The sequence below is a fragment of the Tahibacter amnicola genome, from assembly GCF_025398735.1.
Classification (GTDB): Bacteria; Pseudomonadota; Gammaproteobacteria; order Xanthomonadales; family Rhodanobacteraceae; genus Tahibacter; species Tahibacter amnicola.
The window spans coordinates 982,647-999,208 of sequence record NZ_CP104694.1 but is presented as its reverse complement, the minus strand read 5'-3'; the positions used below and the strand labels follow the sequence as shown (position 1 = coordinate 999,208).

At 64.8% G+C, this 16,562-nt stretch carries 13 protein-coding genes; 3 read left to right on the top strand and 10 right to left on the bottom strand.

The genetic code is table 11. The features are described from left to right. Positions 1–75 precede the first annotated feature (75 nt). Both N4264_RS04130 and N4264_RS04125 read left to right on the top strand, forming a co-directional pair. Positions 76–972, top strand: coding sequence for a phosphoribosylaminoimidazolesuccinocarboxamide synthase (locus N4264_RS04130; protein ID WP_261695813.1), 897 nt, complete (start codon positions 76–78; stop codon positions 970–972). A 104-nt stretch (positions 973–1,076) separates the two neighbouring features. Then, positions 1,077–1,574: an Mpo1 family 2-hydroxy fatty acid dioxygenase gene (locus N4264_RS04125; RefSeq protein ID WP_261695812.1), complete on the top strand. Its 498-nt coding sequence runs from the start codon at positions 1,077–1,079 to the stop codon at positions 1,572–1,574. 86 nt (positions 1,575–1,660) lie between these two features. Here N4264_RS04125 and N4264_RS04120 read toward each other — a convergent pair whose 3' ends face one another. The 10 genes from N4264_RS04120 to N4264_RS04075 all read right to left on the bottom strand — a co-directional run bounded on the left by N4264_RS04120 (position 1,661) and on the right by N4264_RS04075 (position 16,008). Beyond that, positions 1,661–1,927 (bottom strand): DUF2845 domain-containing protein, encoded by a 267-nt coding sequence (locus N4264_RS04120; RefSeq protein WP_261695811.1) that lies wholly within the window; start codon positions 1,925–1,927, stop codon positions 1,661–1,663. A 137-nt stretch (positions 1,928–2,064) separates the two neighbouring features. Further along, the gene (locus N4264_RS04115) at positions 2,065–4,572 is read right to left on the bottom strand and encodes an efflux RND transporter permease subunit (RefSeq protein ID WP_261695810.1); all 2,508 of its coding nucleotides are present in this window, start codon (positions 4,570–4,572) and stop codon (positions 2,065–2,067) included. 108 nt (positions 4,573–4,680) lie between these two features. After that, entirely contained in the window at positions 4,681–5,895 is a 1,215-nt protein-coding gene (locus tag N4264_RS04110; protein ID WP_261695809.1) for a WD40/YVTN/BNR-like repeat-containing protein, read from the bottom strand. 217 nt (positions 5,896–6,112) lie between these two features. Next, positions 6,113–7,498, bottom strand: coding sequence for a DUF1329 domain-containing protein (locus N4264_RS04105; RefSeq protein ID WP_261695808.1), 1,386 nt, complete (start codon positions 7,496–7,498; stop codon positions 6,113–6,115). 22 nt (positions 7,499–7,520) lie between these two features. Continuing rightward, positions 7,521–9,374 carry a DUF1302 domain-containing protein gene (locus N4264_RS04100; RefSeq protein ID WP_261695807.1) on the bottom strand — a complete coding sequence of 618 codons (1,854 nt, stop codon included), beginning with the start codon at positions 9,372–9,374 and terminating at the stop codon, positions 7,521–7,523. Between the two features lie 66 nt (positions 9,375–9,440). After that, entirely contained in the window at positions 9,441–11,642 is a 2,202-nt protein-coding gene (locus N4264_RS04095; RefSeq protein ID WP_261695806.1) for a hypothetical protein, read from the bottom strand. Positions 11,643–11,784: 142 nt separating this feature from the next. Beyond that, on the bottom strand, positions 11,785–12,699 hold the full coding sequence (locus N4264_RS04090; RefSeq protein WP_261695805.1) for an SDR family oxidoreductase: 915 nt from the start codon (positions 12,697–12,699) through the stop codon (positions 11,785–11,787). A gap of 160 nt (positions 12,700–12,859) precedes the next feature. Next, positions 12,860–13,840, bottom strand: a complete 981-nt coding sequence (locus N4264_RS04085; RefSeq protein ID WP_261695804.1) for a response regulator — start codon at positions 13,838–13,840, stop codon at positions 12,860–12,862. Between the two features lie 18 nt (positions 13,841–13,858). Continuing rightward, positions 13,859–14,866 carry a sensor histidine kinase gene (locus N4264_RS04080; RefSeq protein WP_261695803.1) on the bottom strand — a complete coding sequence of 336 codons (1,008 nt, stop codon included), beginning with the start codon at positions 14,864–14,866 and terminating at the stop codon, positions 13,859–13,861. A 185-nt stretch (positions 14,867–15,051) separates the two neighbouring features. After that, on the bottom strand, positions 15,052–16,008 hold the full coding sequence (locus N4264_RS04075; RefSeq protein ID WP_261695802.1) for a sodium:calcium antiporter: 957 nt from the start codon (positions 16,006–16,008) through the stop codon (positions 15,052–15,054). A gap of 215 nt (positions 16,009–16,223) precedes the next feature. Here N4264_RS04075 and N4264_RS04070 point away from each other — a divergent pair, with 215 nt between their 5' ends. Next, positions 16,224–16,547: an antibiotic biosynthesis monooxygenase family protein gene (locus tag N4264_RS04070; RefSeq protein WP_261695801.1), complete on the top strand. Its 324-nt coding sequence runs from the start codon at positions 16,224–16,226 to the stop codon at positions 16,545–16,547. The last annotated feature ends 15 nt before the right edge of the window (positions 16,548–16,562 follow it).

The following is a 16,562-nucleotide window of genomic DNA, read 5'->3' as shown; positions in this document are numbered from 1 at the left end:
CGTCCCCGCCCCGCGGGCGGCTGCGGCCGGCGACCTCGTTCCCGGCCTCCCGACTGTCCTCGTGGAGTTTCGAGCGTGCCTACCACCCTGCGTGAATCCCAGCTTCCGGGTCTGAACCTCGTCCACCGCGGCAAGGTGCGCGATGTCTACGCGTTGTCTGCCGCGGAACTGCTGATCGTCGCCAGCGACCGGCTGAGCGCCTTTGACGTCGTCCTGCCCGATCCCATTCCCGGCAAGGGTGAGATGCTCTGCCAGATCTCCAACTTCTGGTTCGACAAGACGGCACACCTGGTTCCCAATCACCTCACGCACAAGCCGGTGGAGACGGTCCTGCCGCCGGGCACGGATGCGTCGCTGTATATCCGCCGCAGCGTCATCACCAAGCGCCTCAAGCCGGTGCCGGTCGAGGCGATTGCCCGCGGTTATCTGATCGGCTCGGGCTGGAAGGATTACACGGCTACCGGCCAGCTCTGCGGGATCCGACTGCCCGAAGGCCTGCGCCAGGCCGAGCAGCTGCCGGAGCCGATCTTTACGCCGTCCACCAAGGCCGCGGTCGGCGACCATGACGAGAACATCGGCTTCGACCAGCTCGTCACCCGCATCGGCGGCCCGCTGGCCGAACAAGTACGCGAAGCCACATTGTCCATTTATGGCTGGGCGGCCCGCTTCGCGGCCGAGCGCGGCATCATCATCGCCGACACCAAGTTCGAGTTCGGTACGGACGAGAACGGCACGCTCTATGTGATGGACGAAATGCTGACGCCGGATTCTTCCCGGTTCTGGCCGGCCGAGGATTACCGGGTCGGCATCAGCCCGCCCAGCTACGACAAGCAGTACGTGCGCGATTACCTGGAAACGCTGGGCTGGAACAAGACGCCGCCGGGCCCGAGCGTGCCCGCCGAAGTCATCGCGGCTACCGCCTCCAAGTACGCCGAAGCCCTCAAGCGACTGGCCGACATCACCCTCGACTGAGCGCGGACGGTGCCAGGCACCGTCCGGACCCATCGGACGCCCGCGACATGCGCTGGCGTCCGGATCGCGCTAAGCTGGCCTTCCGTCGCACCCTGAGGCGTGCCATGACCGACACTGCCGCCGCGTCCGCCGATTCCCGCCGCGAAGTTGACCGCTGGCTCGGCAACTACGCCGAGGATCACCGCGACCCGACCAATATTCTTATTCACTGGGTCTGCGTGCCGCTGATCCTGTGGACCGTCATCGCGTTTCTCTGGATCATCCCGGTGCCCCCGGCGCTGGGTCGACAGGGATTCTGGGCAGCCGCCGGCATGTTCTTCGCCTTCGCCTTCTATATGCGGCTGTCACGCGTGCTGGCGCTGTCCATGGCCGCCGTGTTCATCGCGATGGCACTGCTCACCGAAGGGCTTTACCGGGTGCTGGGGCCGCAGAACCTGCTATACCTCGCCATCGGCGTGTTCGTTGTCGCATGGGTGGCGCAATTCGTCGGCCACAAGATCGAGGGCAAGCGGCCGTCGTTCTTCACGGACCTGGCCTACCTGCTGATCGGACCGGCCTGGATCACGGCAAAGGTGCTCCGCCGGATGGGCATCAATTACTAGCCCGACGCACGCGCAACCCCACAAACGCAAAGGCCACCGCGAACCGGTGGCCTTCTGTTTTGCGCCGGCGGCTCGCCGGTGGTCTGTCAGCGACTTTCGTCGATGGATTCGACCTTGCCGTTCTTGATCACGACGGTCAGCGTCTTGCCGTCGCGGGAATACTGCCAGCGCTCACCTTCCCTGCCGCCTTCCTTGGTTTCGATCGGATCCTTGATCGCCGGCTGGCCGGCCAGTTCGATCAGTTTTGCGCTGGAATCACCGACCGCGAGGACGCGACTGCCGAAACGCAAGGTATCCAGCGCCATTGCGGAAAACGGCAGGAGGAGGGCGGAAAGGACGACGAGGCGACGCATGACGGCTCCGGGCGGGGAGAAAGGGAAGGGGTCGGCGCGACAGTAGGTCCACGTCGCTGAACGCCAGCTGGCGCCCGGCCCGAATCCTACACGGCTGGGTGGCAACGGGGAGGGCTTGTGCCCTCCCCGTCGGCGCCTCAGGCGGACTTCTCGAACGGTCGCAGCAACCAGCGGCACAGCGCCGGCAGGAAAATCAGCGCCGCGAACATGTTCACCACGAACATGAAGGTCAGCATCAGGCCCATGTCGGCCTGGAATTTCAGCTCGGAGAAGATCCACATCGCCACACCCACTGCCAGCGTCAGCGCGGTATAGAAGATGGCGATACCCGTGGTCTTGAGCGCCCCGAAATAGGCCTGTGTCAACGAATTGCCCATCTGCATCGATTCGCGCATGCGGGCAAAAATATAGATCGCATAGTCCACGCCGATACCGACACCCAGCGCAACGACCGTCAGCGTGTTCACCTTGAGGCCGATATCCAGCTTGACCATCAGCGCGTGGCCGAGCTCGGTCACCAGCACCAAGGGCAACACGATGCACAACGCGGCCAGCGGATTGCGGAAGCTCAACAGGCACATCACGAAGACAGCGCCGTAAAGCAGGTAGAGCATTACCGCGTCGACCTCGCGCACCTTGTCGTTGATGGCCGCCAGGACACCGACGTTGCCGGTGGCAAGACGCAGGTTCAGCGCATCACTGTGGAACTCCTTGCCGTTCTCCTGGGCCAGTTTCGCCTGGGCCGAGAGCTCATTGACCAGGTTCACGTTGCCGCCCGACCACACGCCGTTCTTCTCGCGGAACTCCTTCACCGCCGCGACGACGCGGTCGATGGTGGTGGCCCGGTGGTCGCTCAGGAACATCATGACCGGCATCGCGCTGCAATCATTGTTGAGCAGGCCCGAGTCCGTCTCGAATCCCTGCGTGGCCACGCGCAGCGTATCCGGGTCGCGTGGCAGCGCGCGCCAGCGCAGATTGCCTTCGTTCCAGCCGGCATTGACGATCTTGGCCGCCATGGGCAGCGTCATCACCTGTTCCACGCCTTCCACATTGCGCATCGACCAGGCAAAGCGGTCGATCGTTTCCATGACCGGATAGCTCGTGGTGCAGGCCGAGGGCTGCGCTTCGGCGATGACGTTGAGCATGTCCACGCCTAGCGAGAACTTTTCACTGATCAGCACGGCGTCCTGGTTGTAGCGCGCCTGGGGCCGCAGCTCGGCCACGCCCTTCTCGGCGTCGCCGATCATCACGTGGCTGCCGTACTGCTTGGCGACGAACCAGATGCCGACGCCGGCAAGGATGATGACCGCCGCCGGAATCGGACGCGCGAACTTCGCCAGCAGCGCCCAGATCTTGTCGAACTGGGTCAGCTGGCGGAGGCGGTATTCGCGCTTGCCCATCAGGTTGCGCAGCTTGCAGTAGGAGAGCAGGACCGGCAGCAGCACCAGATCGGTCAGGATCGTGATCGCTACGCCAACAGTAGCAGTGATGGCCAGTTCGAAAATGATCTGGATCGGGATGATCAGGATCGTGGCGAAACCGATGCAGCCGGCGATCAGGGCGACCGAGCCGGGCACAAGCAGCATCCGGAACGCCAGCCGTGCGGCCGTCTCCGCATCGACGCCCTTGCGTGAACGCAGCTCTTCGACCGTCCCCTCTTCCAGCCCACCGAAGAAGATCTCGCCGCGGAAGCGATTGATCATCTGCTCACCGTGGCTGACCGCAATCGCAAAGATCAGGAACGGCGTGAGCATGTTCATCGGGTCGATGCCAAAGCCCAGCAGACGCAGCGCGCCGAGCATCCACAGCACCGCGATCAGCGCGCAAAGAACCGTCAGCGTGGCGAGCTTGACCGACGAGGAATACAGGAACAGCAGGATCCAGGTGAAGGCGATGGTGACGAAGAAGAACAGGATCACCGAGCGCGCACCGTCGCTGATATCCCCCACCATCTTGGCGAAACCGATGATATGGACCGAGGTGGTTTCGTTCTCGTACTTGGCGCGGATCGCCTCCAGCTGGGCAGCGACCTTCTGGTAGTCGAGCTTGATCTGGCCGGCGCCGCCTTCGGGAACGAGTTCCGCCCAGACCATGGCGCCGGAGAAGTCCCTGGCAACCAGACGGCCGACGATGTTGGCCTTCTCGATGTTGGCGCGGATGGTGGCGAACTGGTCCTGCGAAGGCTGGAAGTTCTCCAGGTTCGGCGTGAAGTCCTGGGGAATCACGTTGCCGCCGGCGAAACCGTCCTCCACCACTTCGACGAACCGGACGTTCGGCGTGAAGATGCTGCGGATGCGGGCTTCGTCGACATTCTCGACGCCCTTCACGTCCTGCGTGATCTTCTCCATCGTCTGCATGAACGGCAGGTTGAAGATGTCGCCGTTCTTGTCCATCACTGCAATCAGGATGCGGTTGGCGCCGCCGAACTCCTTCTCGTAGTCGAGAAAGGTCTGCATGTATTCGTGCGCCAGCGGGATCTGCTTCTTGAATCCGGCATCCACGCGCAGCTGGGAGGCGAACCATCCCATCGCCACGGTGACCAGCGCGAACAGCGCAAGGACGACCATCCGGTTGCCGAAGATCAGGCGCTCGGCAAACCGATGGAACGCGCTGGGGTTATCTACCGCCTTGATGGAGCCCGCCATGTCTTGCCCTCGGATTTCGTTCTTGCCGTGCGCACCGCCGGATCGCTCACGGACGGGCGCTGCTGTTCGTCCTTCCCGGCGCCGCCCCGGCGGGCGCCGTCGTGTCCGTCACTGCCGCGGCTGGAATCGGCCGATGCCGTTCTCGCCCGCGACGACGAATGCCGTGCCGCCTTCCACCGGCAACGTCGCCGACAGCGCGCCGGCCGGTTGCACGGTTCCCTCGCGGAACGGCTCGTTGGCCGAGCGGCGCACCAGTACCAGGCCGTTCGCACCGACCAGGGCGACACCACCGCCAGCCAGCTTCGCACCGCCCAGCAGGGTCAGCTCGGTATTGGTCGAAAGCTCTTTCCAGGTATCGCCGAGATTGTCGGTTTCGAATGCGTGACCGCGCAGACCGAACACGATGGCACGCTGGCCTTCAAAGCCGACGGCGCCGAACATCGAACCGTCGTAGGGCAGCTTGGTGCGCTGCCAGGTCTGTCCACCGTCGCGCGAGCGCAGCAGGCTGCCGCGCTCGCCGGCGATCAGGAGTGAGCCGTCGCTGGTACGGGCGATGGCGTTGAAGTGCGGCTCGCCCTCTTCTTCGATCTTCAGTTCCTCGCGCGAAAAGGTCCACTTGTCGCGGGGTTTTCCATCGCCTGCGGCTTCCGCACTGTCCGCCGGCGCCGCACCGTTATTCAGAATATCGCGCGGGTTCCAGGTCTTTCCGCCGTCGGCAGTCTCCAGGTACAAGCTGTACGCGCCGACAGCGATGCCGTTGTTTTCATCAAGGAACAGCACGTCAAGCAAGGGTGCCCCATGGCGCGCGTCGTCCGCAGGGGTGTCATCCGTGGGTGCGGTCCAAGGGTCCTTGCGCTGCAGTGTCCAGTGGTCGCCAGCATCATTGCTGTGGAGGATCACGCCATCGCGGCCGACCGCCCAGAGCCGTGATCCCGCCGCCGCCACCGCTGTCAACGTGGACTGCGTCGGCACGTCGGCGACCTGGGTCCACTGCGTGCGATCCTGGGAGACGAGGATGATGCCACGCTCACCCACCGCGATGGCGCGATTGCCGGCTTCCGCCATGTCCAGCAGCAGCGCCTGTGCCGACAGGCGCATCGGCTCGGCCGGAACATCCACCGGATCTTTCCAGGGCTTGGACGCGGCGTTCGCAGGGGGCGCAGGCGTCGCGGGCGCGACGGATTCCGCCGGCACCGCTTGCGCAGCCGATGCGGGAGCAGGTTCGTCGGCGGCATACGCCGTCCACGCGACCGCTACCGCCAACAAACCCACGCCCAGGCCGAAGCGAACGCGGGAAGAACCGGTAACCAGCAAACGTCCCATCTCGATACCCCTGTCAGTGCGGCTTGTGCCACAACAATCACAGCGTGTTAGCACGTCAGCAGGCGAACGCAACCAGCGCCGGGCGTTTCACCTTAGCGCAATTTGCCCCATCGCGAGTGCGTCCCCAGGTACGGGCAAACGGGTTGCGTGACGCCAGAAACGCGATCAGCCGCCCCGTTGACGGCGGCGGCTGATCACTCATACGCAGTACGCCGCCTTACTGGAATCCACGCTGGCGAAGCGCCTGCGGCGTGAACATTTCCGGCGTGGTCTGCAGGGAGAAGTCATACATCGATTCCTGGTTATCCAGGCCGGAAACGATGTAGCGGCCGGATTTCAGGTCGTGCGTGGTTTCCAGCGTCGACCAGAACACGGGAACTTCGTAGTAGTTGATCGAAGGCGCTTCGGAATAACGCCACAATTTGCCCTGCGTGTCGTAGTGGTCAACGACAAGAATCTGCCAGCTGTCCTCGTCGATGTAGAACGTCCGCTTCGGATTGATGTGGCGCTGGCCTTCCTTGAGGTTGGCTTCCACCACCCATACGCGGTGCAATTCATAGCGCAGGTAATCCGGATTGATGAAGCCCGGCTTGACCAGATCTTCCACCTTCACCTTGTCGCTGTGCGCCTTGTAGGAGTTGTACGGAACGTACATCTCTTTCTTGCCGACCAGCTTCCAGGTGTAGCGATCCATCGCGCCGTTGTACATGTCGGTCTGGTCGTTGGTACGCAGACCGTCGGAGGCGGTGCCGGGATTGTCGTAGGAAATGTTCGGCGCGCGACGCACGCGGCGCTGGCCGGGGTTGTACACCCACGCCTGGCGCGGCTCTTTTTTCGAATCCAGCGTTTCATGCACCAGCAGCACCTGGCCCGCCAGACGCGGCGGCGACACCACCTCCTGGTAGAAGTACACCAGGATGTTGTTGATGTCCTTGAGCGTGTTGCCCGGCTTGTAATAGAGCCCCAGAACCTCTTCCCGGATGCGCGTGATCGTGTACGCCCCCGACGCCGTCGGCGTGGCCTGGTTGGCCCAGCGGAAGGCGGCAACACCCTTGAACTTGAGTTTGTGGTTCCAGATGGCCTGGAAGCCGGCAGCCGAGGGGTCCTTCTCGAGAATCGGGAACGGGATGCCCTCGGTGACGTTGGCGACGCCCTCGCCATCGTTGATCAGCTCGCCGGTGGTGGCGTTCTTGATCGACCATTCGTACGTGCGCTGTGGCGACGCGGCACTGCGGCGGGTGGGATAAACCACCATCTTCCAGTTTTTGTACTTTTCGAACATGCCGATCTGGCCGGCGCCGATCTTGTCCCCGTATTCCTTGTAGTTCTGCGCCGTGATGGTAAACAGAGGCTTGTCATCGGCGTAGGGATCGGGGTGGTGCGCGCCCGTCTTGTAGCCCGCGGGCGGCGCCGTGATACCGCCCTTCCACTCGGGAATCGATCCATCGGCATTGCCAGCGCGCTCGGCACCGACGGGCGTCAACGGCGTCCCCGTCACGCCCAACTTGGCGGCCTCCTGCGGGCTGACTTTAGCCAGCGCCGCAGTCGACACCATCGCCAGGGCGACCAGTGCCGCGGTCCGCGTCTTCTTCAGCATCATCATGTGTTTCCCTCCCACCGAGCGCTCAGAACGAATACTTGACCGAGAACGCGACGAAATCGCGATCGCTGATCAAGTTGAGATGGCCAGCACCAAAGAAATTCGTGTAGCTAAGGTCAAAGGCAAGCTTGTTGAGGTAGTTCGCTTCGGCACCGATCGTGACCGACTTGCGGTCTTCGATGAAGTTGCCGCCGGGGCCCGGCGAAATTCCGTTGACGTCGTGGTTGAACGCCAGGCGCGGCGAGATCGTGTACGCCGTGCCGAACGCATTGTTGTAGTCCGCGCGCGCCGCGATGCGGTAACCCCACGAGAAGGGAGTCGGGAATCCGTCGACCTGGGTCATCGGGTTACGCAGTGCGCCCGAGAACACATCCGGGCCGCCGCCCGTATCCGTGCCGTCGCCCTGGTAGCGCAGTACCGAAGGATCCGGCAGGTCCCACACGTTAGTGAAGCCCACTTCGCCAACCAGGGAGACCTGGTCCGCGGCAAACCAGTTGCCCGGGCCGAACACCTTGGTCGCGGTGAACTGCAGCTGCGAAACCTTGTGGCGCTCCCAACCGCGAATTTCCTGGCCTGGACCGTAATTGCCCAGTTGGCTGGCGAAACGCAGGCCCGGCGCCGGGATGACCACGTTGAGCGGGCTCAGGGCCGCGAACAGCAGTTCGACGTCATCGATCTGCAGCGGCGTGTTCGGACGGTGGGACAGCTCGCCCTGCAGCGCGATACCCGGACCTTCCAGCGGCATGTTGAAGCTCACGCCATACATGCGGATGTCTTCGGGATACTCGGCGAAGTAGCGGCCCGAGCTCACCGCGGTGTTGGTCACCGAGATGCCCGACAGCACCGGCAGGCGGCTGTGGTAGTTCAACGCATAGAAGCCGAACTCGGCGTTGTTGAGCCAATCAGCCAGGTAATTCAGGCGAAAACCATATTGGCCCGAATCCTTGGCGTAGCGGTCGCGCGCGCGCGGCACGGCCGCGCCGCAGGCCAGCGGCTTGAGCTGGGCCGGAATATTGTTGTCGGTGCCCGAATTGCCGTAGCAGTACGGATAGAAGAAATCCGGATTGACCACCGGCTGCGGCACGGTGCCGAAGTTCAGCATCACGTAGGTGCCGCCGAGCGTGGCGAAGTCGTTGGTCGAGAAATACGTGCCCGCCGGATCCGCCTCGGTCTGCTCGAACTCGAACATGTACAGCGCTTCGCCCGACAGCGTGTCGGTGAAGTTGAACGAGCCCCAGATCATGTTGACCGGCAGGAAGGCTTCCTTCAGCTCCGCACCGGCGACGCGCAGCTTGGACACGTCAATCGGATTGATCGTGTTGATGCCACCCTGGATGAAAGTGCTCTCGCCCCAGCTCACCACCTGCTGGCCCAGGCGCACCGAGCCCTGCTTGTTGCCGACGCTGAAGTTGTGGAACAGGAACGCGTCGAGAATCTTCGCGTCCTTGCCCACCTTCTTCTCGGCCAGCGAAGACAGGTCGTGACGGCTGACATTTTCCCAGTCGTAGAAGGTGTAGCCGCGGAAAAATGCGCCGCTGTTGGCGCCGTACATCAGGTTCAGTTCGACCGTCGCCTTGACCGCGTTGGTGAAGACGTCGCCGTCTTCCCACTTGAGGTCGCCGTCGTCACCGTTCACCGAGAAGCGGCCGATCGCGTCACGCTGCGACTGGCTGCCCAGCGAGAAGGGCGGCAGGCTGATGGCCGGGTTGTACTGGGCCTTGCCGATCAGGTCCGGGTCCTGCGAGGACATGCGCCAGGCAACGCCGTAGGTGACGGTCGTGTTGACCGTACCGTGGAAGCCGTCCTCGTCGCCGAATTCGAAGGCGAAGACCGGCGCGGTCGCCAGGGCGCCCAGGGCAAGCGCCACTGCGGCAGCCATGGGACGCAGTCCTGCACGGAAGTTGGTGCATTTGTTCATATTGGTATTCCCCAAGTTCCTTGTCGGTTACTGCGTCTTGATCACGGAAGTGTCGGTCACCTGCACCGCGGCGCCGTTGGAAACAAACAGGCTGGCAATCTGCCGCTGCATCTCCACGGTGGCGGCCGGCGAAGCGGGCGAGCCGATCAGCGAGCTGTGGTCACCCTTGATGAAACGGACGGCGCCGCGGATGCCGGTCGCCGACTGCGTGGTCTGGGTGATCGAAGCCAGGCCCAGGGCGCGGATCAGCGCCTCGGTACCCGAGGTCGGCGAGCCCGGCACGACGTTGGGAATGACCTGGTCCGGCAGCACATCGCCGCCCCCCACGACTTCCTGCAGCAGCACGCGCTTGGTCGAGGCACCCAGCACGAAGGCCGTGTTGATCGGATCTGCCGAGTCGATCACCTGCTGGGCGGCACCCAGGAAGCGGTCATAGTCCGGCGTGCCCGCATTCAGGCCGGCCGCGGCGAGCCCGGTGCGGATGCGCGGGCCGAAGGTCGGCGAGGCGTCCAGCAGGCGCGCGATGCCGGCACCCGGGACGCTCAGCGCAACGTTGCTGACCGCCGGATCGAACGCGGTGAAGCTCGTGCCGATGATGCCGCCCAGCGACTGGCCGATGAACTGCACGCGCGAACCGTCGAAGTCGGCGCCGGCCACGTTGTCGTAGTTGATCGTCGGAATCGCCTTGGACAGCGAGAACAGGTCCACGACCGCCTGGCGGATGTTGTCGCGCGAGGTCAGCAGGCTGCCCAGGTTGATAAAGTGGGTGCCTGACGCATCGGCCACGCCATCCGGACAGATCGAGGTGCCCGCCGGGCATCCGTTGGCCGCATTGTTGATCAGGTCGACGTCGAAGGTGCGCTCGCGCGCACCCAGCGCCGCAAACGGCGTGGCGCTGATGTTGAACGGATGGGCGGGTGGCAGGCCGTGCAACGGCGCGTCGATGGCGATCACGGCGAAGCCCTGCGAGGCCATCGCCTGGGCCACCGCGAAGGAGTCGGCGCGGCTGCGCGTAATGCCGTGCTGGTAGATCACGATCGGCCAGCCGGACGCCGGACGCGTCTTGCCCGAGGCCGCATTCGGCACGCTCAGGATCAGCGGGATGGTCTCGGTCTTGGTTGCCACGGGGAACGGATTGGCAAAGGTGACGTTGGTCGAGGTCGGCGAAAGGCCAAGCTGGTTGAAAGGCGCGACATAGCCGTTCGGAGCCGCCTTCCAGAAGCCGCCCAGCACCGCGACCGCCTGCGCACCCGGCGTCGCCGCAGCGGGGGCGTTGAGGTAGTAGGGAACATCCAGGGTGCCGATGTAGATGTCGGCGATCGGTTGCAGGCCCAGGCCCAGGTCACCGATCGTCTTGCCCGTCGGCGCAGTGCGGACCACCGGCGCGGGAGACTGCTGCACCTTGCCGACTGCAGCCTGGAAGACCGGCGTGATCGACTGGGTGGTGGCGACCCAGCTGACCACCACCTTGGACGGATCAATGCCCTGCGTCGCGGCCGCGGCCAGGTGCGAGTTGGTCAGGCGGCGCAGCGGCTCCAGGCCACAGGCCGTCGTCGCCGGCAGCAGCGGCTCGGTCGAGGCATTGTTCACGCACAGCGGACTGGTGCGCTTGGACAGGAAGTAGGTCTGGTCCGGCGTGGCGTCGTTGTTCGAGTTGTCCGTTACACCGGTGGTAGCGATCACCATGTAGCTCGTCAGCTGCTTGAGCGGCTTGATCGGGACAATCGCAACGGTGCGCTTGGTCGTGTCAGACGGCACCTTGGCCACGGCGAACTCGGTACCCGGCGCCAGCTCGCGCGTGACGCCGGTGACGCCGCCACCGGGGCCGGTCAACGTGACTTCGAAGACGCGGATCGTGGTACCCGGGACGAGGCTGCTGTCCTTGGGTTCGGCGCTGAACTGGAGGGTCCAGGGCGCCGTCGTGCTCCAGCCGTCCAGGGCGCTGACCGCCACCTGGGGATCGCTGAAATTGTTGGGATTGGCGACCGGCAGCTCGAGGGTGAGGTCGGTCGTACCCGAAAAGAGCAGGTTGTTCGGCAGCGGAATGACACGCTGCGCAGCATCGGCGTTACCCGGATCGAACCGGGCCGCGATGACGCCCGTTACCGGCGAGCCGTTGCTGTTCAAGACCGGCGGCGCAGCCACCGCGCGAGGACTGTTACTGCCACCGCCACACGCGGCGAGCAGCGCGGACGCCAACGCCAGTGCCAAACTCTTTCGGGCCTGCATAGGAAGATTCCTTCTTGCGGAATTGGTTACGCGCGGAATTTTGTGACACGACGCCGCCGTATCTTAGGGAGTTCAAACGCTTGTTGGCAACGCTGATTTAACGAACTGACGAGGACAGTTTTTGCTGTTGCGGCGCAGCAAACTACGGCGTTTTTGTCGCGCTATCCACTTCTACAGGATGTGGACCCGCCAACTCCGGCAGCGGCGACCAGCAACCGGGATCGGGCAGGAATGGCCGCGGGACAAAGCCCAGGAGCTGGCCGGCGGCCTGGTTGTCGGCCGTCAGGTCCTGGCGCAGGCGCTGGACGATGCCACGGCCGCGACCGCTCAGCACAGCAGCCGTCTGCAGTGCGGCGAGCGGGACCGGAACAGGAATCGTCGCCACGCCACAGCTGCGCCGCACGCGATCGAGGAGGGTCGCGAACGGCAGCACTTCGCCTCCGCCGGTTTCCAGGCGTTGACCGGCAGCCTGCGGCGCGGCCAGGGCGGCCGCGCAGGCCGCGGCCAGGTCATCCGCGTGAACCGGCTGACGCAGGCCGGTGGCGCCCCACAGCCAGGGGAAGAGCCGCGTGCGGCGGGCGAAGCGGACCAGCGGTGTCAGGCTGCGGTCGATACCTGCGCCATATATCAGGGTCGGCCGCAGTATGGTCCAGGCCAATCCGGCGGCATCGCAGCGGCGCATGAGCCGGTTTTCGTATTCCAGCAGGCGCGCGGACAGGGCGCGCTCGGCGCCGTCCGCCGATGCCGACTTGCTGACTGCGCTCATCGAGCTCATCGCCACGACGCGTACGCCCGGTGCCAGCGGCGAGCGTTCCAGCCATTCGACGAACGCATCGAGCGGGCCGACACTGATCACCGCGCCGATGCCCTTGGTCGCAATCGTGGCGCCCGCCAGATCGGTGCACAGCCACAGCAGGCGGGCGTCGCTCACCCGGCCGGGCTGCCGGCTCACGGCCATCACGCGCCAGCCGCCCGCCCGCAGACGCGGCAGCAGGAAGCGCCCGATGGCGCCCGACGCACCGAAACACAGCGCTATGGGTGAGGTTGATGGCTGCACGATCGCCCGGTGTCGTCATGGCGCGACGAGGGCTGGCCGCTCGGCGCACGTGGGAGGCGCAGTATAGCGCTGCAGCCGCGTTTCCGCGGCCCTATGTACCCCACCAAAAGAAACTAATTCCCATTGCGACAAAGCAAGAACGCGCAGTATCAGACGGCGATCACACGCGGTGTGCGCCGAACAATCGCGCCGGCAGCGAACGGATGCGACTGAGCAGGGAATTGGGCAGCTTGGCCTGGGCCTGCATGGTTTCCACGGTCGGCGTGACGCCGTAGCGACGCACGGCCTGGGGCGTCTGCTTGAGCTTCCAGTAGCGGCCCAGGGCCGAGTCGATGCTCAGGCGGCACGACCCCATGCGCACCGGCTTGATCAGCATGCGGTAGACCTGGCCTTCGTTGATCAGCTCGATCACCGTCTGCGCGTTGGCGCGTTCGGTGATGACCACGGTCGCAATATGCGGATGGTATTGCTTGAGCGCCTTGAGCATGAGGGTCAGGTCGGCGCCGTGATTGGTGGCGGTTTCCGAGATGACCACGCCGGTTTCGTGCTGCTCCAGCACCTGGAGTGCACGCTCGGCCGTATTGGCGAAGCGCACCTGGTAGTGCGGTTGCAGGATCTCGCGCAGACGCTGCTGCACGGTCGGGTCGTCCTCAATAACCAGAACGCCGACCTGCGAGCGGGCGATGTTCTGTTCGTTGGGGCTGAGCTGGTCGGTGGCCACCACCGGCGCCTCGCGCGCGATGCTGCCGGCTTCCAGAACCAGGGCGCGCAGATCCGAGTTGACCCAGGGCTTGTTGACGAAGCGATACACCTCGCCTTCGTTGACCGAGCCCAGCACGGCCTTGAGGTCGGAATAGCCGGTCAGCAGGATGCGCATGGCGCGCGGCTGGCTGGCGCGGATCTCGCGCAGGACATCCACGCCCAGCATCTCCGGCATGCGCTGGTCGCACACGACCACGTCGATATCATGCCTGGCAGCCAGCTGCGGAGCCTCGCGCGGATCGGAAGTGATGAATGTTTCCAGGTCGCGGAACAAGGCCTTGAGCGCACGCAGGATGCGCGCTTCGTCATCAACGAACAGAACGCGCAGCACACCGCTCGGCGCGTTGTTTTCGGGCATTTCGAAGTCGTGTCCTAGCATGGCTATGCGCAGCTTCGCTCAATGCAGTGTAGCGGCGCGACCTCCGGCCGGATTCTCCGAAGGAAGCATGACGGTAAATTCAGAACCGCGATTGGGCGTGGTCCGCACTTTTATGGACCCGCCATGGGATTTGACGATCTTGTGCACGATCGACAGACCCAGCCCAGTACCCTCACCCGGCGCCTTGGTTGTGAAGAAAGGATCAAATATCTTCGGCAGGACGTCGTCCGGAATGCCACAGCCGGTGTCGGCAAACAGGATCTCGACCTGGCCCTCGCCGGCGCGCGTGGTGACGGTGAGCGTCCCCTCGTCTTCCATCGCCTGAGCGGCGTTGGTGATGAGGTTGAGAAAGACCTGGTTGAGCTGCGAAGGCATGCCGCGCACGCGCGGCACCTGGTCGAAGCGGCGCACGACCTTGATCCGGTCGCGCAGCTGGTGGGCCGCGATCATCAGCGCGCTCTCGACGCCTTCGTTGACGTCCATGAGGTCCATGCCGTCCCGGTCGACGCGGGCGAATCCCTTGAGATTCTGCACCAGCGAAGCCAGCTGCGTAATGCCGTCGCCGGCGTCCGCAAGCAGCTCCTTCGCTTCCGTCAGGAGCGGGCTCTTTTCCACGTTGGTGCGCGCCTCGAACAGCTTGCGGCGCGACTCTTCAACGTGCTTGACGAGTTTGTCCAGGGAAGACTTGTCGGCTCCGAACATGAGGTCGACCGGCTGCTGGCAGTACTGCACGGCCGCATCATAGGCCTTGACCAGCTTACGGTAGTCGTCGAGCAGGTCGCACACGACCTCGACATTGCTTTTCACAAAGCCCAGCGGCGTGTTCAGCTCGTGCGCCACACCGGCCACCATCTGCCCCAGGGATGCCAGCTTGGTGGTATGGATCACCTGCGCCTGGCTCGACTGCAGTTGCTTGAGTTCAGCCTCGACTTGCTGGTGCTCGGCAAGCAGACGCGCCTTGTCTGCTTCGGACTGCTTCCAGCGCCAGCCCAGCGCGGCAGCGGCTGCTCCCAGCAGCACCGCCACGACGGCGAGTATTACGGTCATGCGCCCCTCCTCGGATGGGACCTGCGACAACGGCCGGACCGGGCCGCGCAAGCGGCAGTTCCCGGGCCGAGTATAAGCAAGCGGCGACCTTCGGTACGGAGAACTGGTTTACCGTAAATTCGCGCTTTCGTGAACAGCTTCACCGAAAACACCGATCCGGGCCATTATCCGCCACTGGCCAGGAAGGCCCGCCACAGTACGTAGGCGACCCATGCCGTCAGCACCGTCGCGCCTTCCGCGCGGGTCAGGCGGGCGTCGCTGCGCAGCATCGGGATCAGCGCCACGGCAAATAGCAGCACGGCTACCAGATCGAAAGCCAGCCATTGGCGCGGAATGGACAAGGGCCGCACCAGGGCGCACAGGCCTACCGCGCCGCACAGCGTGGCGACCGCCGCCATCAGGCTGGTACCGACGGCCAGGTCGCCCTGGCGCAGCAGGCTGGCCATCGCCGTCGACGCCGCCAGTGGCAGGCTCGCCACCACGCCCAGCACGGTAGCGCCCGCCAGGAAATCCGCTGCGTCCGTCGCCGTCCCAAGGCCGCTGATGGCGCGTACCGCCAGGTGCGCGCCGGCCACCAGCACCGCTGCGCCCACTGCTACACGAAGTGCCACACGCGAGGGCTCGCGCCGTGTTTCAACCGCCGTGGCAAACGCCTGTTGCACCGTGGTGGCTTCCCGGGGTGCACGCCTCCATACCATCGCAACAACGAACACGAGAATGCCAGCCAGGCCGACGCCGTCACCCGCCGCGAGGCGCCCGTCCCAGCTCAGGAGACCCGCGGTCAACGCGGCAACAAGGATCACTGCCAGGATCAGTGTGGGGATACGCGCCTGGACGTCCAGCGACCGGATCGACGCGCCGAGCCCCAGCCCCAGTCCCAGCGCCGCCAGTGCCGCCCCCACCCCGCAGCCCAGCGCCATTGCGGGCCGCCCCGCAGCCAGCGCCATGCCGCTTGCCGCCAGCGCGGGCAGCGCTGCGGCCAGTCCGCTGACCAGCAAGCCGGTCCGGATCCCCGACATGCGCAGGTTGAGGGCGGTACCGGTCAGCCCTTTGGCCAGGGAGTCGCCGCCCAGCACGATCAGCAGTGCGCCGGCCGCGAGGCCGCCCAGTCCTGTCACCATCCTCGCCTCCTTCCATCGCAGGACCCGAGTCTAGGCAAGGTCGGCGCAAGTTGGGAGCAGGGTGAAGCGCGAACCCACCCTTGGATACTTCGCCGCATCCGTCACGACGTGGCCTGCCTGGCGCCGGTTCGCCGCCCACCCCGGACCATCGACGTCCTTTCCAAGGCCGACCGCAGGCTCTAAGCTGGCCCCGTCCACCTCCCCGGAGAGACTTCATGATTGCCCGTGTCTGGCGCGGCGTGACGCTCGCCGAGAAGGCCGAGGAGTACCTGGAGCACCTGCGCCAGACAGGATTGCGTGATTTTGCGCAAACCCCGGGCAATCGCGGTGTCTACGTCATTCGCCGCGTACAAGGTGAACATTGCGAATTCCAGATTATTTCCCTTTGGGATTCCATGGACGCCGTCCGTCGCTTCGCCGGCAAGGAAGCCGAACGTTCGCGCTACTACGCCCAGGACGACGAATTCCTGCTGGAAATGGAACCGCTGGTGCGCCACTACGAAGTGGCGGAGCACATTCCGGAGCCGGAAAAAACGTGACGCGGGATGATCCGC